The sequence below is a fragment of the Micromonospora sp. WMMD1082 genome (assembly GCF_029626175.1).
In the GTDB taxonomy this organism is placed as follows: domain Bacteria; phylum Actinomycetota; class Actinomycetes; order Mycobacteriales; family Micromonosporaceae; genus Micromonospora.
Genome location: NZ_JARUBM010000002.1, coordinates 1,905,547 through 1,920,757 on the forward strand (window position 1 = coordinate 1,905,547; position 15,211 = coordinate 1,920,757).

General features: G+C 68.5%; 27 protein-coding genes. All 27 read right to left on the minus strand.

Features of this window, described 5'->3' with window-relative positions; all coding sequences use genetic code 11:
• Positions 1-13: 13 nt before the first annotated feature.
• The gene (locus O7615_RS08920; protein ID WP_091079335.1) at positions 14-1,036 is read right to left on the minus strand and encodes a DNA-directed RNA polymerase subunit alpha; all 1,023 of its coding nucleotides are present in this window, start codon (positions 1,034-1,036) and stop codon (positions 14-16) included.
• A gap of 97 nt (positions 1,037-1,133) precedes the next feature.
• Positions 1,134-1,760, minus strand: a complete 627-nt coding sequence (gene rpsD / locus O7615_RS08925) for a 30S ribosomal protein S4 (protein ID WP_278176910.1) — start codon at positions 1,758-1,760, stop codon at positions 1,134-1,136.
• Positions 1,761-1,774: 14 nt separating this feature from the next.
• Positions 1,775-2,182, minus strand: a complete 408-nt coding sequence (rpsK, locus tag O7615_RS08930; RefSeq protein ID WP_007073011.1) for a 30S ribosomal protein S11 — start codon at positions 2,180-2,182, stop codon at positions 1,775-1,777.
• Between the two features lie 130 nt (positions 2,183-2,312).
• Complete coding sequence (gene rpsM / locus O7615_RS08935) at positions 2,313-2,693, minus strand: 30S ribosomal protein S13 (protein ID WP_278176911.1); 381 nt, start codon at positions 2,691-2,693, stop codon at positions 2,313-2,315.
• A gap of 212 nt (positions 2,694-2,905) precedes the next feature.
• Complete coding sequence (gene rpmJ / locus O7615_RS08940) at positions 2,906-3,019, minus strand: 50S ribosomal protein L36 (RefSeq protein ID WP_012184307.1); 114 nt, start codon at positions 3,017-3,019, stop codon at positions 2,906-2,908.
• 91 nt (positions 3,020-3,110) lie between these two features.
• Positions 3,111-3,332, minus strand: a complete 222-nt coding sequence (gene infA, locus O7615_RS08945) for a translation initiation factor IF-1 (RefSeq protein ID WP_007073013.1) — start codon at positions 3,330-3,332, stop codon at positions 3,111-3,113.
• 229 nt (positions 3,333-3,561) lie between these two features.
• Positions 3,562-4,206 carry a DUF1707 domain-containing protein gene (locus O7615_RS08950; protein ID WP_278176912.1) on the minus strand — a complete coding sequence of 215 codons (645 nt, stop codon included), beginning with the start codon at positions 4,204-4,206 and terminating at the stop codon, positions 3,562-3,564.
• 94 nt (positions 4,207-4,300) lie between these two features.
• On the minus strand, positions 4,301-5,152 hold the full coding sequence (gene map, locus O7615_RS08955; RefSeq protein ID WP_278176913.1) for a type I methionyl aminopeptidase: 852 nt from the start codon (positions 5,150-5,152) through the stop codon (positions 4,301-4,303).
• Positions 5,153-5,241: 89 nt separating this feature from the next.
• On the minus strand, positions 5,242-5,895 hold the full coding sequence (locus O7615_RS08960) for an adenylate kinase (protein WP_278176914.1): 654 nt from the start codon (positions 5,893-5,895) through the stop codon (positions 5,242-5,244).
• Positions 5,896-7,218 carry a preprotein translocase subunit SecY gene (secY, locus tag O7615_RS08965; protein ID WP_278176915.1) on the minus strand — a complete coding sequence of 441 codons (1,323 nt, stop codon included), beginning with the start codon at positions 7,216-7,218 and terminating at the stop codon, positions 5,896-5,898.
• Positions 7,219-7,450: 232 nt separating this feature from the next.
• Positions 7,451-7,894 (minus strand): 50S ribosomal protein L15, encoded by a 444-nt coding sequence (rplO, locus tag O7615_RS08970; protein WP_278176916.1) that lies wholly within the window; start codon positions 7,892-7,894, stop codon positions 7,451-7,453.
• Positions 7,894-8,076 carry a 50S ribosomal protein L30 gene (gene rpmD, locus O7615_RS08975; protein ID WP_278176917.1) on the minus strand — a complete coding sequence of 61 codons (183 nt, stop codon included), beginning with the start codon at positions 8,074-8,076 and terminating at the stop codon, positions 7,894-7,896. The genes rplO and rpmD overlap by 1 nt, the downstream gene beginning before the upstream one ends.
• Positions 8,076-8,690, minus strand: a complete 615-nt coding sequence (gene rpsE / locus O7615_RS08980; RefSeq protein WP_278176918.1) for a 30S ribosomal protein S5 — start codon at positions 8,688-8,690, stop codon at positions 8,076-8,078. Before rpsE ends, rpmD begins: the two co-directional genes overlap by 1 nt.
• 31 nt (positions 8,691-8,721) lie before the next feature.
• Positions 8,722-9,111, minus strand: coding sequence for a 50S ribosomal protein L18 (gene rplR / locus O7615_RS08985; RefSeq protein ID WP_278176919.1), 390 nt, complete (start codon positions 9,109-9,111; stop codon positions 8,722-8,724).
• Positions 9,108-9,650 carry a 50S ribosomal protein L6 gene (gene rplF, locus O7615_RS08990; RefSeq protein WP_278176920.1) on the minus strand — a complete coding sequence of 181 codons (543 nt, stop codon included), beginning with the start codon at positions 9,648-9,650 and terminating at the stop codon, positions 9,108-9,110. Before rplF ends, rplR begins: the two co-directional genes overlap by 4 nt.
• Before the next feature lie 16 nt (positions 9,651-9,666).
• The gene (gene rpsH, locus O7615_RS08995) at positions 9,667-10,074 is read right to left on the minus strand and encodes a 30S ribosomal protein S8 (protein WP_093403619.1); all 408 of its coding nucleotides are present in this window, start codon (positions 10,072-10,074) and stop codon (positions 9,667-9,669) included.
• Positions 10,075-10,173: 99 nt separating this feature from the next.
• Positions 10,174-10,359 carry a type Z 30S ribosomal protein S14 gene (locus tag O7615_RS09000; RefSeq protein WP_007073023.1) on the minus strand — a complete coding sequence of 62 codons (186 nt, stop codon included), beginning with the start codon at positions 10,357-10,359 and terminating at the stop codon, positions 10,174-10,176.
• A 1-nt stretch (position 10,360) separates the two neighbouring features.
• The gene (gene rplE, locus O7615_RS09005; RefSeq protein ID WP_278176921.1) at positions 10,361-10,930 is read right to left on the minus strand and encodes a 50S ribosomal protein L5; all 570 of its coding nucleotides are present in this window, start codon (positions 10,928-10,930) and stop codon (positions 10,361-10,363) included.
• A complete protein-coding gene (rplX, locus tag O7615_RS09010; protein ID WP_093403735.1) occupies positions 10,930-11,244 on the minus strand; it encodes a 50S ribosomal protein L24 in 315 nt (104 codons plus the stop codon). The genes rplE and rplX overlap by 1 nt, the downstream gene beginning before the upstream one ends.
• An 82-nt stretch (positions 11,245-11,326) precedes the next feature.
• On the minus strand, positions 11,327-11,695 hold the full coding sequence (rplN, locus tag O7615_RS09015; RefSeq protein WP_007465279.1) for a 50S ribosomal protein L14: 369 nt from the start codon (positions 11,693-11,695) through the stop codon (positions 11,327-11,329).
• Positions 11,696-11,791: 96 nt separating this feature from the next.
• Positions 11,792-12,064 (minus strand): 30S ribosomal protein S17, encoded by a 273-nt coding sequence (gene rpsQ / locus O7615_RS09020; protein ID WP_278176922.1) that lies wholly within the window; start codon positions 12,062-12,064, stop codon positions 11,792-11,794.
• Entirely contained in the window at positions 12,061-12,297 is a 237-nt protein-coding gene (rpmC, locus tag O7615_RS09025; RefSeq protein ID WP_012015118.1) for a 50S ribosomal protein L29, read from the minus strand. The genes rpsQ and rpmC overlap by 4 nt, the downstream gene beginning before the upstream one ends.
• Positions 12,297-12,722 (minus strand): 50S ribosomal protein L16, encoded by a 426-nt coding sequence (rplP, locus tag O7615_RS09030; protein ID WP_007465292.1) that lies wholly within the window; start codon positions 12,720-12,722, stop codon positions 12,297-12,299. Before rplP ends, rpmC begins: the two co-directional genes overlap by 1 nt.
• 3 nt (positions 12,723-12,725) lie before the next feature.
• Positions 12,726-13,580, minus strand: coding sequence for a 30S ribosomal protein S3 (gene rpsC, locus O7615_RS09035; protein WP_278176923.1), 855 nt, complete (start codon positions 13,578-13,580; stop codon positions 12,726-12,728).
• Positions 13,580-14,035, minus strand: coding sequence for a 50S ribosomal protein L22 (gene rplV / locus O7615_RS09040; protein WP_278176924.1), 456 nt, complete (start codon positions 14,033-14,035; stop codon positions 13,580-13,582). The genes rpsC and rplV overlap by 1 nt, the downstream gene beginning before the upstream one ends.
• 40 nt (positions 14,036-14,075) lie before the next feature.
• Positions 14,076-14,357, minus strand: coding sequence for a 30S ribosomal protein S19 (gene rpsS, locus O7615_RS09045; protein WP_013735950.1), 282 nt, complete (start codon positions 14,355-14,357; stop codon positions 14,076-14,078).
• A gap of 12 nt (positions 14,358-14,369) precedes the next feature.
• A complete protein-coding gene (rplB, locus tag O7615_RS09050) occupies positions 14,370-15,209 on the minus strand; it encodes a 50S ribosomal protein L2 (protein WP_278176926.1) in 840 nt (279 codons plus the stop codon).
• Between the last annotated feature and the right edge of the window lie 2 nt (positions 15,210-15,211).

Below are 15,211 nucleotides of genomic sequence, written 5' to 3' on the forward strand. Positions count from 1 at the left end.
GCGGCAGCGCGGACTAGAGCTGCTCGGTCTCGCGGTAGTCGTCGGTGTCGTAGTCGGCCTCGCCGAAGGTGTCCACGACGTGCGCCGGGTCGAAGTTCGGAGCCGAGTCCTTCAGCCCCAGACCCATCCCGGCGAGCTTCATCTTGACCTCGTCGATCGACTTCTGACCGAAGTTGCGGATGTCGAGGAGGTCGGCCTCGGTACGCCCGATGAGCTCACCAACGGAGTTGATGCCCTCGCGCTTGAGGCAGTTGTAGGAGCGAACGGTCAGGTCCAGCTCCTCGATCGGCAGGGCGAGATCCGCCGCCAGCTGCGCGTCCTGCGGGGACGGGCCGATGTCGATGCCCTCCGCGGTCTCGTCCAGCTCCCGCGCCAGCCCGAACAGCTCGACCAGCGTCGAGCCGGCCGAGGCCAGTGCCGTACGCGGGCCCATCGACGGCTTGGTCTCGACGTCGATGATCAGCCGGTCGAAGTCGGTCCGCTGCTCGACCCGGGTCGCCTCGACGCGGTACGTCACCTTGAGCACCGGCGAGTAGATCGAGTCGACCGGGATCCGGCCGATCTCCGCGCCCGCCTGCTTGTTCTGCGCCGCCGTGACGTAGCCGCGACCCCGCTCGACGGTCAGCTCCATGTCGAGCCGGCCCTTGCCGTTGAGGGTGGCGAGCTTCAGGTCCGGGTTGTGCACCGAGACACCGGCCGGGGGCTGGATGTCACCGGCGGTCACGTCACCCGGGCCCTGCTTGCGCAGGTACATGCTGACCGGCTCGTCGTGCTCGGAGCTGACGCAGAGCTCCTTGATGTTCATGACGAGCTCGACCACGTCCTCCTTGACGCCGGGGATCGTGGTGAACTCGTGCAGCACACCGTCGATCTTGATCGAGGTGACCGCCGCACCCGGGATGGACGACAGCAGCGTACGCCGCAGCGAGTTGCCCAGGGTGTAGCCGAAGCCCGGCTCCAGCGGCTCGATGGTGAACCGGGACCGGGTCTCGTTGATCGACTCCTCGGAGAGGGTCGGTCGCTGGCTGATGAGCATGTCTTCTCTTCTCTTCCGGGGCGCCCGCTATATGACGCCCACGACACAAACTGTTCCGGTGGCCCGCCCGACGACGGGCGGGCCACCGCAACGAGCCCTACTTCGAGTAGAGCTCGACGATCAGCTGCTCCTGGACCTGGGTGTCGATCACCTGTCGGGCCGGGAGCGAGTGCACCAGGATCTTCATCTGGCTGGGGATCGCCTCCAGCCACGCCGGAACGCTCCGCGAGCCGGCCTCGGCCTGGGCCACGATGAACGGGGTGAGCTCCTTGCTCTTGCCCCGGACCTCGATGATGTCGTGCTCCTTGACGCGGTACGACGGGATGTCGACCTTCTTGCCGTTCACCGTGAAGTGACCGTGCTTGACCAGCTGACGGGCCATGTCCCGGGACTTGGCGTAGCCGGCCCGGTAGACCACGTTGTCCAGCCGCGACTCGAGGATCTGCAGGAGGACCTCACCGGTCTTGGCCTGCTTGGACACGGCCTCCTCGTAGTAGCCGCGGAACTGCTTCTCCAGCACGCCGTACACCCGGCGGGCCTTCTGCTTCTCACGGAGCTGGAGGAGGTACTCCGTCTCCTTGGTGCGGCCGCGGCCGTGCTGCCCGGGCGGGAACGGCCGGGACTCGAACGGGCACTTCGGACCATCGCACTTGCTGCCCTTGAGGAACAGCTTCATCTTCTCCCGCCGGCAACGGCGGCAGTCAGCACCGGTGTAACGAGCCATCTCTCTCTAACCTCTCAGACCCGGCGACGCTTCGGCGGACGGCACCCGTTGTGCGGCTGCGGCGTGACGTCGGAGATCTGCCCGACCTCCAGGCCCACCGCCTGCAACGAACGGATGGCGGTCTCCCGGCCGGAGCCGGGACCCTTGACGAACACGTCGACCTTGCGCATGCCGTGCTCCATGGCCCGACGCGCGGCGGCCTCGGCCGCCAGCTGCGCGGCGAACGGGGTCGACTTACGGGAACCCTTGAAGCCGACCTGGCCCGCGGAGGCCCAGGAGATGACGGCACCGGTCGGGTCCGTGATGGACACGATGGTGTTGTTGAAGGTGCTCTTGATGTGCGCCTGCCCGTGGGCGACGTTCTTGCGTTCCTTGCGCCGGACCTTCTTTACGGCGGCTCCGGCACGAGCCTTTGGTGGCATAAGTCTGTGCGCTCCTGTGATGGTTCTCGATCGGGGTTCTGGCTCTTCGCCCAGTTGATTCCGTGGACACCGGTTCCGGTTGGAGCCCGGCCCACCTCGGCGGAGAACGACCAGAATCCCGGTTTAAGAACTACTTCTTGCCGGCCTTCTTCTTGCCGGCGACCGTCCGCTTCGGGCCCTTGCGGGTCCGGGCGTTGGTGCGGGTCCGCTGGCCACGGACGGGCAGGCCCCGGCGGTGCCGGATGCCCTCGTAGCAGCCGATCTCGACCTTGCGACGGATGTCAGCGGCGACCTCGCGGCGCAGGTCACCTTCAACCTTGTAGTTGGCCTCGATGTGGTCGCGGAGCTGGACAAGCTCCTCGTCCGTGAGGTCCCGGGCGCGCTTGTCCGCCGAGATGCCGGTGGCAGCGAGCGTCTCCAGGGCGCGGGTGCGACCCACGCCGAAGATGTAGGTGAGCGCGATCTCCAGCCGCTTCTCGCGGGGGAGATCCACGCCGACTAGACGTGCCATGTGCGGGCGTACTCCTTGTGGTGTTCTGCCGGAGGTCTGGACCCGTCCCACCCCGCTACCGACCGTCCCGTCCTTCCGGCGCAACCACGCCGGCGACCGGGAGTCGGTCGCTGCCCGAGCGGGCCCCGGCCTCCGACCGGGGGTCAACCACGAGAAAGTACGCGCTGCGCACCGCTCGCGGCTGGGACGAGCATGTGTGATGTGGGCCTGGTTCAGCCCTGGCGCTGCTTGTGGCGCGGGTCGGTGCAGATCACCATGACCCGGCCGTGCCGGCGGATCACCCGGCACTTGTTGCAGATCCTCTTGACGCTCGGCTTGACCTTCACGGTTGCCTTACTTCCCATCTGGCCCGGCGTCACGAGGCGCGACACCGGACGTCGAAGACGGACACGGGACGTTTCCCGGCCGCCGTCAGGCTTACTTGTAGCGGTAGACGATGCGCCCGCGGGTCAGGTCGTACGGCGAGAGCTCGACGACAACCCGATCCTCCGGCAGGATGCGGATGTAGTGCTGCCGCATCTTGCCGCTGATGTGAGCCAGCACCTTGTGGCCGTTGGCGAGCTCCACCCGGAACATGGCGTTCGGCAGGGGCTCGATGACCCGACCTTCGATCTCGATGGCTCCGTCTTTTTTCGGCATGTCCTCCGCTGTCCTGACGTCGGTTACTCCGGACGGCTCACAACGCCTTACACGGGTGCTTGATCTAGATCAGGCTTCCCGCGCCAGCCGCGGCTCCGCAGTCCCACCGAAGCGCTGGTGGGCATGGCGGAGTGGACGCTGTGCGCCGATCAGAAAGTGTACGCCCGCCCGCACGCCGTCGCCAAACCGGCCGGCGGACCGGCACCGGCGGGTCGGGCAAACGGGACGTTCAGGCCGTGCCGCCCCGCTCCGGACGCCGCGCCTGCTCGCCGGGATCGCGTCCGGCGGCCTCGTCGCCAGCCACACCGTCCGCACCGATCTCGCCGGGTTGCTGCCCGGCGATCGCCGCGCGCTCCCGCTTGAGCGCCCGCTTCTCCGCCCGCCGCTGCCGGCGACGCTCCCGCTCGGCCGCCTGCCGTCGAGGCTCGCCGGTGGCCAGCCCGGTGACGGTACGCACCAGCACCACCGCACCCCAGGGGCCGGCCACCCAGCCCGGCCAGAAGTAGTTCGGCTCACCGGCCGCCAGCGAGGTGACGACCCAGATCACCACCACGATTCCGACGACCTTGAGCCATGGCTCCCAGACCTCGGCCAACCAGCGCGCGGTCACCCCACGCCCGCCCTCGGCCGGCACCGGCGCGTCCGCACCGCCGTCCCGCGGCACGGGCACCCCGGCGGGCACCGCCGCAGCCGCTCCCGGCAGATCGCCCACCAGGGCATCCAGCTCGGCGTACGTCCGAGCGGCATAGGCCCGCTGCAACCGCTCGTCGTACTCGTGCAGGTCGAGCCGGCCCTCGTCCAGGGCGACCCGGAGCCGCTCGGCCACGGCCTGCCGGTCGGAATCCGCCGCACGCATACCGTCCCGCCCGTCCATGCCGGCAAGCATGCCACCGTGCCGCCAGCCCGGGTAGCGGGGCCCACGTGCCCCGGGCCCGGGGCACCCCGGCGCAGGGCGGGTTGCGGCGGGGTCAGGAGGCGGGTGAGGTGCTCGGCTGGCGCGCGGTGACCAGGTCGCCGAGGCGGGCCCGCCCGCCGTCGTGGGCGGTCAACACCCACACCCCGTCCGGCAGCAGGGCCATGGTGTGCTCGACGTGCACGGCGCGTGACCCGTCCCGGGTGACGACGGTCCAGCCGTCGGCGAGTTCCTCGGTACGCGGCGAACCCATGGTGATCATCGGCTCGATGGCCAGCGCCAGGCCCGGCACCAACCGTGGGCCCTTGCCCGGTCGCCCGTGGTTGAGCACGTGCGGATCCTGATGCATCTCGGTACCGATGCCGTGGCCGCCGTAGCCGTCGACGATGCCGTAGCGACCGGCTCGGCGCACCGCGTTCTCCACCGCGTGGGAGATGTCGGTCAGCCGACCCTTCCCGCTGGCCGCGCCGCGCGCGGCCGTGGCGATGCCGGCCCACATCGCGTCCTCGGCGACCTCGGCCATCCGCAGCAGCGCCGGGTCGACCTCGCCCACGCCGACCGTGATCGCCGCGTCGCCGTGCCATCCGTCGAGCACCGCACCGCAGTCGATGGAGATCAGATCACCCTCGGCGAGAACCTGCCCCGGCGACGGGATGGCGTGCACGATCTGCTCGTTCACCGAGGAACAGATCGACGCCGGGAAGCCGTGGTAGCCCTTGAACGACGGGATCGCGCCCGCCTCGCGGATCGTCGCCTCGGCGATCACGTCCAGATCGGCGGTGCTCACCCCGGGGGCAACCGCCTCCCGCATCCGGCGGAGCGCCTCCGCGACCACCAGGCCGGCGGCACGCATCTTCTCGATCTGCTCGGGGGTCTTCAGCTGGATGTCCAGCTGGGGACGACGCATGGAGGCGCTACCTTTCGTTGCCGAGACAGCGGGGTACGCCGGACGTGCCCCGCTGTTCGCACTCTATCCGGCTGGCGGCTGGGCCGACCTCAGCCTCCGTACGACCGGAGGGCGTCGATCGCGCGGACCGTCACGTCCTCCACCGGGCCGGTGGCGTCGATGCCGACCAGCTTCCCCTGGGCGCCGTAGTAGTCCACCAGCGGCGCGGTCTTGTCGGCGTACTCCCGCAGCCGGGCGGCGATGGTCTCCGGCTTGTCGTCGTCACGCTGGAACAGCTCAGCGCCGCAGCGGTCGCAGATGCCGTCCCGGTTGGTCGGATCGAACTCGACGTGCCAGATCTTGCCGCAGCCCCGGCAGGTCCGCCGGCCGGAGAGCCGGCGGATCACCTCGTCGTCGTCGACCACCAGTTCCAGCACGATGTCCAGCGCGGTCCCGAGGTCGGCGAGGAGCTTGTCCAGCGCGGCGGCCTGCGGGGTGGTCCGCGGGAAGCCGTCGAGCAGGAAGCCCTCGGCGGCGTCCGGCTCGGCGAGCCGGTCCCGCACCATGTTGATGGTGACCTCGTCCGGCACCAGCTTGCCGGCGTCCATGTAGCGCTTGGCCTCCACGCCCAGCGGCGTGCCCTGGGACACATTGGCCCGGAAGATGTCGCCGGTCGAGATCTTCGGCACGGAAAGGTGCGCGGCGATGAACTCTGCCTGTGTGCCCTTGCCCGCGCCCGGCGGGCCAACCAGAACCAGTCTCATCTACCGCAGGAACCCTTCGTAGTTCCGCTGCATCAGCTGGCTCTCGATCTGCTTGCTGGTCTCGAGAGCCACGCCAACCATGATCAGCACAGCGGTACCACCGAACGGGAAGTTGAGGTACTGCTGCCGGTCCAGCCAGATGAAGAAGAAGTTCGGCAGGATCGAGATGGTCGCGAGGTACAGCGCGCCCGGCAGGGTGATGCGGCTGAGGATGAAGTCCAGGTAGTCGGCGGTCGGCTTGCCGGGGCGGATGCCGGGCACGAAGCCGCCGTACTTCTTCATGTTGTCCGCGACCTCGGTCGGGTTGAACGTGATCGAGACGTAGAAGTACGTGAAGAAGATGATCAGCAGGAAGTAGACCACGATGTAGATCGGGCTGGTCGGGTCGACCAGGTTGTTCTGGATCCACGCCTGGGTCTTACCCGGGTCGGTCTGGTCGAAGAACTGCAGCGCCAGCTGCGGCAGGTAGAGCAGCGACGAGCCGAAGATGACCGGGATCACACCCGCCTGGTTGACCTTCAGCGGGATGTAGGTGGAGGTGCCGCCGTACATCCGCCGGCCGATCATGCGCTTGGCGTACTGCACCGGGATGCGGCGCTGCGCCTGCTCGATGAAGGTGACCGCGGTGATGACCACCAGCACCAGGGCGATGACGAGGAAGAACTTGGCCCAGCCCTGGCTCTCCTTGATCCGCCAGCCCTCGCTGGGCAGGCGGGCGGCGATCGAGGTGAAGATCAGGACGGACATGCCGTTGCCGACGCCCCGGTCGGTGATCAGCTCACCGAGCCACATGACCACGCCGGTGCCGGCGGTCATCGTCATCACCAGGATGGACAGCGTCAGCCAGTCCGGGACACCGGTGCCGGTGGGGATGATCTCCTCGTCGCACATGTTGTTGAACAGCTGGCCGGAGCGGGCCAGCGCGACGAACGCCGAGGCCTGCAGGACACCCAGCCCCAGGGTCAGGTAGCGGGTGTACTGGGTGATCTTCGCCTGGCCGGCCTGGCCCTCCTTGCGGAGCTGCTCCAGCCGGGGGATGACCACCGTCAGCAGCTGCAGGATGATCGACGCGGTGATGTAGGGCATGATGCCCAGCGCGAAGATCGACAGCTGCAGCAGCGCGCCACCGGAGAAGAGGTCGAGGAGGTTGAGGACACCCGTCGAGCCTTCGGTGGTTTCGATGCACTTCTGCACGTTGCCGTACGAGACGCCTGGGCTGGGCACCGTGGCGCCGAGCCGGTAGATCGCGACGATGCCTACTGTGAACAGCAGCTTCTTGCGCAGGTCAGGCGTACGGAACGCACTGAGAAAGGCGGACAGCAACTTCTTCCTCCTGCGCGAGGCGGGCCGCCGGTCGTCCCTGGCGGGTCGGGGTGGGTGCCGGGCAGGTGCCCGATATCCATAGCTGGGAAGGGACTCTAACAGCCCGATCCCGGTACGGGCAGATGTGCCCGGCTACATAAACCGAATCCGATGTTACCGGGCGCACGGCCCGTCGTAGACCAGGGCGCCCGCCAGCTGGGATCAACTGGCGGGCGCCATGGGTCGTACAGCCCTACAGCTCGGTGACCGAGCCGCCGGCGGCCGTGATCTTCTCCTTGGCCGACGCGCTGAACGCGTGCGCCGACACCTGGAGCGCCACACCGCCGAGGTCCCCGGTGCCGAGGACCTTCACCGGCTGACCCTTGCGGACCGCGCCGGCGTCGACCAGCTCGGCCGGGCCGATCTGGCCACCGTTGGGGAACAGCTCGGCCAGGCGGTCCAGGTTGACCACCTGGAAGACCACCTTGAACTTGTTCTTGAAGCCCTTCAGCTTCGGCAGACGCATGTGGATGGGCATCTGCCCACCCTCGAACGCCGCCGGGATGTTCTTTCGGGCCTTGGAGCCCTTCGTACCGCGACCGGCGGTCTTGCCCTTGGAGCCCTCACCGCGACCCACGCGGGTCTTCGCGGTCTTGGCCCCCGGCGCCGGGCGCAGGTGGTGGACCTTGATCGTCATTACTCGACCTCCTCGACCTTCACGAGGTGGCTCACCGTGAAGATCATGCCGCGAATCTCGGGCCGGTCCTCCTTGACCACCACGTCGTTGATCCGCTTGAGACCGAGCGAACGCAGCGACTCACGCTGGTTGTGCTTGGTCCCGATCTCCGAGCGGACCTGGGTGACCTTGAGACGTGCCATCAGGAAGCCACCTCCGCCCGCGAGGCCAGCATGGCCGCCGGCGCGACGTCCTCCACCGGCAGGCCCCGCCGCGCGGCGACGGCCTCCGGGGACTCCAGCCCCTTCAGCGCGGCCACGGTGGCGTGCACGATGTTGATCGGGTTCGACGAACCGAGGCTCTTGGAGAGCACATCGTGGATGCCCGCGCACTCCAGCACGGCACGGACCGGGCCACCGGCGATGACACCCGTACCGGCGGACGCCGGCTTGAGCAGCACCACACCGGCGGCGGCCTCGCCCTGCACCGGGTGCGGGATCGAGGAACCGATCCGCGGCACCTTGAAGAAGTGCTTCTTGGCCTCCTCGACACCCTTGGCGATCGCCGCGGGCACCTCCTTGGCCTTTCCGTAGCCCACGCCCACGGTGCCGTCGCCGTCGCCCACGATCACCAGGGCGGTGAAGCTGAAGCGACGACCGCCCTTCACGACCTTGGCGACGCGATTGATCGCGACGACCCGCTCGAGGTGCGGGGTCTTCTCGGCGGGCGCGTTTCCGCGGCCGCCCTCACGGCGGTTGTCGCGGCGACCACCCTCGTTGCCACCGGACCCGCCGCCACGGCGCTGTTGACCTGGCATCAGCAGCCTTCCTTCTCTCTCGTGACGGGGATTAGAACTCGAGCCCGGCTTCGCGGGCGGCGTCGGCGAGCGCGGCTACCCGCCCCGCGTACCGGTTGCCACCGCGGTCGAAGACGACCTTGGAGATGCCGGCGGCCTTGGCCCGCTCGGCGAGCAGGCCGCCGACCTTGCCGGCCAGGGCGCTCTTGTCGCCCTCCGTACCGCGCAGCGAGGCGTCCAGGGTCGAGGCCGACGCCAGGGTGTGTCCCCTGGTGTCGTCCACGATCTGGGCGACGATGTGCCGCAGCGAACGGGTGACCACCAGGCGGGGACGCTCGGCGGTGCCGCTGACGTTCTTGCGGACTCGGAAGTGCCGCCGCGCCCGCCCGACGGCACGCCTGGCGGCGACGCCGCGGCGGCGCTTGAGCAGCGTGGCGCTCACTTCTTACCTGCCTTTCCGGCCTTACGGCGGATCACTTCGCCCTGGTACTTCACGCCCTTGCCCTTGTAGGGCTCCGGCGGGCGGATCTTCCGGATGTTGGCGGCGACCTCACCGACCAACTGCTTGTCGATGCCGGCCACGTGGAACAGCGTCGGCCGCTCCACCGTGAAGGTGATGCCGTCCGGCGCCTGCACCAGGACCGGGTGCGAGAACCCGAGAGCGAACTCCAGGTCCTTGCCCTTGGCCGTGACGCGGTAACCGGTACCGGCGATCTCCAGGCTCTTGCGGTAGCCCTCGGTGACCCCGACGATCATGTTCGAGACCAGGGTACGGCTCAGGCCGTGCAGTTCCTTGGCCTTGCGCTCGTCGTTCGGGCGGTTGACGTTCAGCTGCCCGTCCTCGGCCCGCTCGATGGTGATCGGCTCGGCCAGGGTGTGCGACAGCTCGCCCTTGGGGCCCTTGACCTTGACGGTCTGGCCGTCGATCGTCACGTCGACTCCGGACGGCACCGGGATCAACTTACGTCCAATACGCGACATTTCTACCAGTCTCCCGTTACCAGACGAAGGCGAGGACTTCCCCGCCAACGCTCCGCTTGCGGGCCTGCCGGTCGGTGAGCAGTCCCTGGGACGTCGAAATGATCGCCACGCCCAGCCCACCGAGCACCCGGGGGAGCCCGTCCGACTTGGCGTACACCCGCAGACCGGGCTTGGAGACACGCTTGATACCGGCCAGGCTCCGTTCCCGGTTCTGGCCGTACTTCAGCTCGACGACCAGTCGCTTGCCGACGGCACCCTCCTCGGGCTCCTCGACTGCCCAGGTGGCGATGTAACCCTCGGACTTGAGGACCTCGGCGATGTTCGCCTTGATCTTCGAGTAGGGCATCGTCACCCGGTCGTGGTACGCCTGGTTGGCGTTACGCAGACGCGTGAGCATGTCTGCGATCGGGTCGGTCATCGTCATGAAACTCGTCAACCTTTCTCGCCGGGGTTCCCGCGGGGTTGCGCCCACAGGCCTACGGCGAAGAGACAGTCCAGCTGACGCGCGAAGCGCGCCGGGCTATTACCAGGAAGCCTTGGACACGCCGGGCAGCTCACCGCGGTGGGCCATCTCCCGGATGCACACCCGGCAGAGCCCGAACTTGCGGTAGACCGCCTTGGGACGCCCGCACCGCTGGCAGCGGGTGTACGCGCGAACCGAGAACTTCGGCTTCGCGGCCGCCTTGAGGATCAGCGCCTTCTTGGCCATCTCAGTTCTCCTTGAACGGGAAGCCCAGGAGCTTCAGCAGCGCCCGGCCCTCGTCGTCGGTCGTGGCGGTCGTGACCACCGTGATGTCCATGCCCCGCTGGCGATCGATCTTGTCCTGATCGATCTCGTGGAACACCGACTGCTCGGTCAGACCGAACGTGTAGTTGCCGTGCCCGTCGAGCTTGCGCCCGTCGAGGCCGCGGAAGTCGCGGATACGCGGCAGCGCGATCGACAGCAGCCGGTCCAGGAACTCCCACATGCGGTCGCCGCGCAGGGTCACCTTCGCGCCGATCGGCATGCCCTCGCGGAGCTTGAACTGCGCGATGGACTTCGTCGCCCGCCGGACCTGCGGCTTCTGGCCGGTGATGGTGGCCAGATCGCGGACCGCCCCGTCGATGAGCTTGGCGTCCCGAGCGGCCTCGCCGACACCCATGTTCACGACGATCTTGACCAACCGCGGCACCTGCATCGGGTTGCCGTAGTTGTGCTGCTCGCGCAGCTGGGCCACGATCTCGTTGCGGTACCGCTCCTTGAGGCGCGGCGTGGTCTTGGTTTCGGTAGCCGTGGTCATCACAGGTCCTTACCCGTGCTACGCGCGATGCGGACCTTCTGGCCGTTCTCGTCGATCCGGTAACCGACGCGGGTCGGCTTGCCGTCGGAGTCCACGACCATCACGTTCGAGACGTGGATCGGGGCCTCCTGGGTGACGATGCCACCGGTCTTGGCGCCACGCTGAGTGGTGCTGATGCGGGTGTGCTTCTTGATCCGGTTCACGCCCTCGACCAGGACCTTGTCCTGCCGCGGGTAGGCCGCGATGACCTTGCCCTTGGCACCCTTGTCCTTGCCGGCGATGACGACGACCGTGTCGCCCTTCTTGACCTTCATGCCCGCGCCTCCCTCCGGTCGGCGCGCGCCTGAAGCTTGCACCTACTGGGCCTGCTGGTTCGCTCGCTCCGCTCGCTCACGGTCACAACACCTCCGGCGCGAGAGAAATGATCTTCATGAACCGCTTGTCCCGCAGCTCGCGCCCGACCGGGCCGAAGATACGGGTACCGCGCGGGTCCCCACCGTCCTTGATGATGACGGCGGCGTTCTCGTCGAAGCGGATGTACGAACCGTCCGGCCGCCGCCGCTCCTTGGCGGTGCGGACGACGACCGCCTTGACGACGTCGCCCTTCTTCACACCGGCACCCGGGATCGCGTCCTTGACGGTCGCCACGATGACGTCGCCGATGCTCGCGTAGCGCCGACCGGAGCCACCGAGAACCCGGATGCACAGGATCTCCCGGGCACCCGTGTTGTCGGCGACACGCAGTCGCGACTCCTGCTGAATCACGTCTATCTCCTATGTCTGCCGGTTCTCCGGCCGCCGGGGCGGCCGGAGCCTGGCGGAACCTGCGCCCGACCGATCTCGGCCGAGCTCGAGCCTTCGCTACTTGGCCTTCTCGAGGATCTCCACGAGCCGCCACCGCTTGGTGGCGGACAGCGGTCGGGTCTCCATGATCAGGACCCGGTCGCCGATACCGGCGGAGTTCTGCTCGTCGTGAACCTTGAGCTTGCTGGTCCGGCGCATGATCTTGCCGTACAGCGCGTGCTTGACCCGGTCCTCGACCTCGACCACGACGGTCTTTTCCATCTTGTCGCTGACCACGAGGCCCTCGCGGACCTTACGCCGGCCGCGCGTAACGGTGGTGTTCTCGCTCATCCTGCAGTCACCTCAGTCGGCGCGGCCGAGAGCCCCAGCTCACGCTCACGCATGATCGTGTAGATCCGGGCGATCTCCCGACGGATGACCTGCAGCCGCCGGTTGTTGTCCAGCTGCCCGGTCGCGGCCTGGACACGGAGGTTGAACAGCTCCGCCTTGGCCTCGCGCAGCTTCGTGACCAGCTCCTCCTCGGAGAGTTCACGCAGCTCGGCGGCCTTAACGCCCGCTGCCATCAGGATTCACCCACTTCGCGCGTCACAATGCGGCACTTCATCGGGAGCTTGTGGATCGCGCGACGCATCGCCTCTCGCGCGATCTGCTCGTTGGGGAAGGACATCTCGAAGAGCACCCGTCCCGGCTTCACATTGGCGACCCACCACTCGGGCGAGCCCTTACCGGAACCCATCCGGGTCTCCGCCGGCTTCTTCGTGAGGGCCTGGTCCGGGAAGATGGTGATCCAGACCTTGCCACCACGCTTGATGTGGCGGGTCATCGCGATACGCGCCGACTCGATCTGCCGGTTCGTCACGTACGCCGGCTCGAGAGCCTGGATCCCGAACTCGCCGAACACCACCCGGTTGCCGCCCTTGGACGCGCCGCTGCGGTCCGGGTGGTGCGGCTTGCGGAAGCCCTTCGGGGGCTTGCGCGGCATCAGCATCTGTCAGCCCTCCTGCTGCGTTTCTGCCGCGGCGGCGACGGCGGACGGGTCCACCGGCTCGCCGCTCGGCGTCTCGGCCTGCTGCGCGACGGTCGTCGCGGCAGCCCGGCCGGCCTCGGTGCCACCGGAGGTCGTACCGGACGAACCGGACCGACCACGGCGCGGCCGCTCGGGACGGTCGCCACGCTCCCGGCGCGGGCGCGACGGCGCCTCGGCCGGGGCCTCCCGACCCGGCACCGCGTCACCCTTGTAGATCCAGACCTTCACGCCGATGCGGCCGAAGGTGGTACGCGCCTCGAAGAAGCCGTACTCGATGTTGGCCCGCAGCGTGTGCAGCGGAACCCGGCCCTCGCGGTAGAACTCCGTGCGGCTCATCTCGGCGCCGCCGAGGCGACCCGAGACCTGCACCCGGATGCCCTTGCACAGCGGGTTCTTCATCGCCGACTGCATCGCCTTGCGCATCGCCCGACGGAAGCTGACCCGGCTGGAGAGCTGCTCGGCCACGCCCTGGGCGACCAGCTGCGCGTCCGACTCGGGGTTCTTCACCTCGATGATGTTCAGCTGCACCTGCTTGCCGGTGAGCTTCTCCAGCTCGCCGCGGATCCGGTCGGCCTCGGCACCCTTACGGCCGATGACGATGCCCGGCCGGGCGGTGTGGATGTCGACCCGGACCCGGTCGCGGGTGCGCTCGATGTCGACCTTGGAAATGCCGGCGCGCTCCAGGCCCTTGGACATCATCCGGCGGATCTTGACATCCTCGCCGATGTAGTCCTTGTAGAGCTTGTCCGCGAACCAGCGGGACTTCCAGTCGGTCGAGATGCCGAGCCGGAACCCGTGCGGGTGAACCTTCTGACCCATTACTCGGCGCCCTCCGTGTTGCTCTGCGTCTCGGCCGGTGCGGTCTGCTCCGCCGGGGCCGCCTTCTTCGCCGACTGCTTCGGCGCGGCCGGCGCGACCGCCTCGACCGCCACGGTGATGTGGCAGGTGCGCTTACGGATCCGGTACGCCCGGCCCTGCGCCCGCGGCTGGAACCGCTTCATGGTCGGGCCCTCGTCCACGAACGCCTCGCTGACGAGCAGCGCGTCGGGGTCCAGCCGCTCGTTGTTCTCCGCGTTGGCGATCGCACTCGCGAGCACCTTGTACACCTGCTCGCTCGCCGCCTGCGGCGCGAACTGCAGCACCGTGAGCGCCTCCTTCGCGGGCAGGCCGCGGACGAGGTTGACCACCCGGCGCGCCTTCATCGGCGAGATGCGCACGTACCGCGCAACCGCCCGCGCGCCCGGAAGCACCGGAGCGTCGCCCTTTCCTGGCATCGCTGTAACCCCTTGATCCTCTATCCGTATGCCCGCGGCGTCAGCGCCGGCGGCTCTTCCGGTCGTCCTTCTCGTGACCCTTGAACGTGCGGGTCAGCGCGAACTCGCCGAGCTTGTGCCCGACCATCGCCTCGGTCACGAACACCGGGACGTGCTTGCGTCCGTCGTGCACGGCGATCGTGTGCCCGAGCATCTCCGGGATGATCGTCGAGCGCCGCGACCAGGTCTTGATGACGTTCTTGGAGCCCTTCTCGTTCTGCGTCTCCACCTTCTTGAGCAGGTGGTCGTCGATGAACGGGCCCTTCTTCAGGCTGCGAGGCATGTCTTATCTCCCTCAGCCGCGCTTACGCGTGGCGTAGCGGCGGCGGACGATCAGCCGGTCACTCGGCTGGCCCTTACGACGGGTGCGGCCCTCGGGCTTACCCTGCGGGTTGACCGGGTGGCGACCACCGGAGGTCTTGCCCTCGCCACCACCGTGCGGGTGGTCGACCGGGTTCATGGCGACACCACGGACGGTCGGGCGCTTGCCCTTCCAGCGCATCCGGCCGGCCTTACCCCAGTTGATGTTCGACTGGTCGGCGTTGCCGATCTCGCCGATGCTGGCGCGGCAGCGCACGTCGACCCGCCGGATCTCACCCGACGGCATACGCAGGGTCGCGTACGCGCCCTCCCGGCCGAGCAGCTGGATGCCGACGCCGGCCGAGCGGGCCAGCTTGGCACCGCCGCCCGGACGCAGCTCCACGTTGTGGATCGTGGTGCCGACCGGGATGTTGCGCAGCGGCAGGTTGTTGCCCGGCTTGATGTCGGCACTCGGACCCGACTCGACGGCGTCGCCCTGCTTCAGGTCCTTCGGCGCGATGATGTAACGCTTCTCGCCGTCGGCGTAGTGCAGCAGCGCGATCCGCGCGGTGCGGTTCGGGTCGTACTCGATGTGCGCGACCTTGGCCGGCACGCCGTCCTTGTCGACCCGCTTGAAGTCGATCAGCCGGTACTGGCGCTTGTGGCCGCCGCCCTGGTGGCGAGCGGTGATCCGGCCGTGCGCGTTCCGGCCGCCCTTCTTGGGCAGCGGAGCCAGCAGCGACTTCTCGGGCGTCGACCGGGTGATCTCGGCGAAGTCGGCGACGCTCGAGCCACGCCGGCCCGGCGTCGTCGGCTTGTACTTACGGATAGCCATTG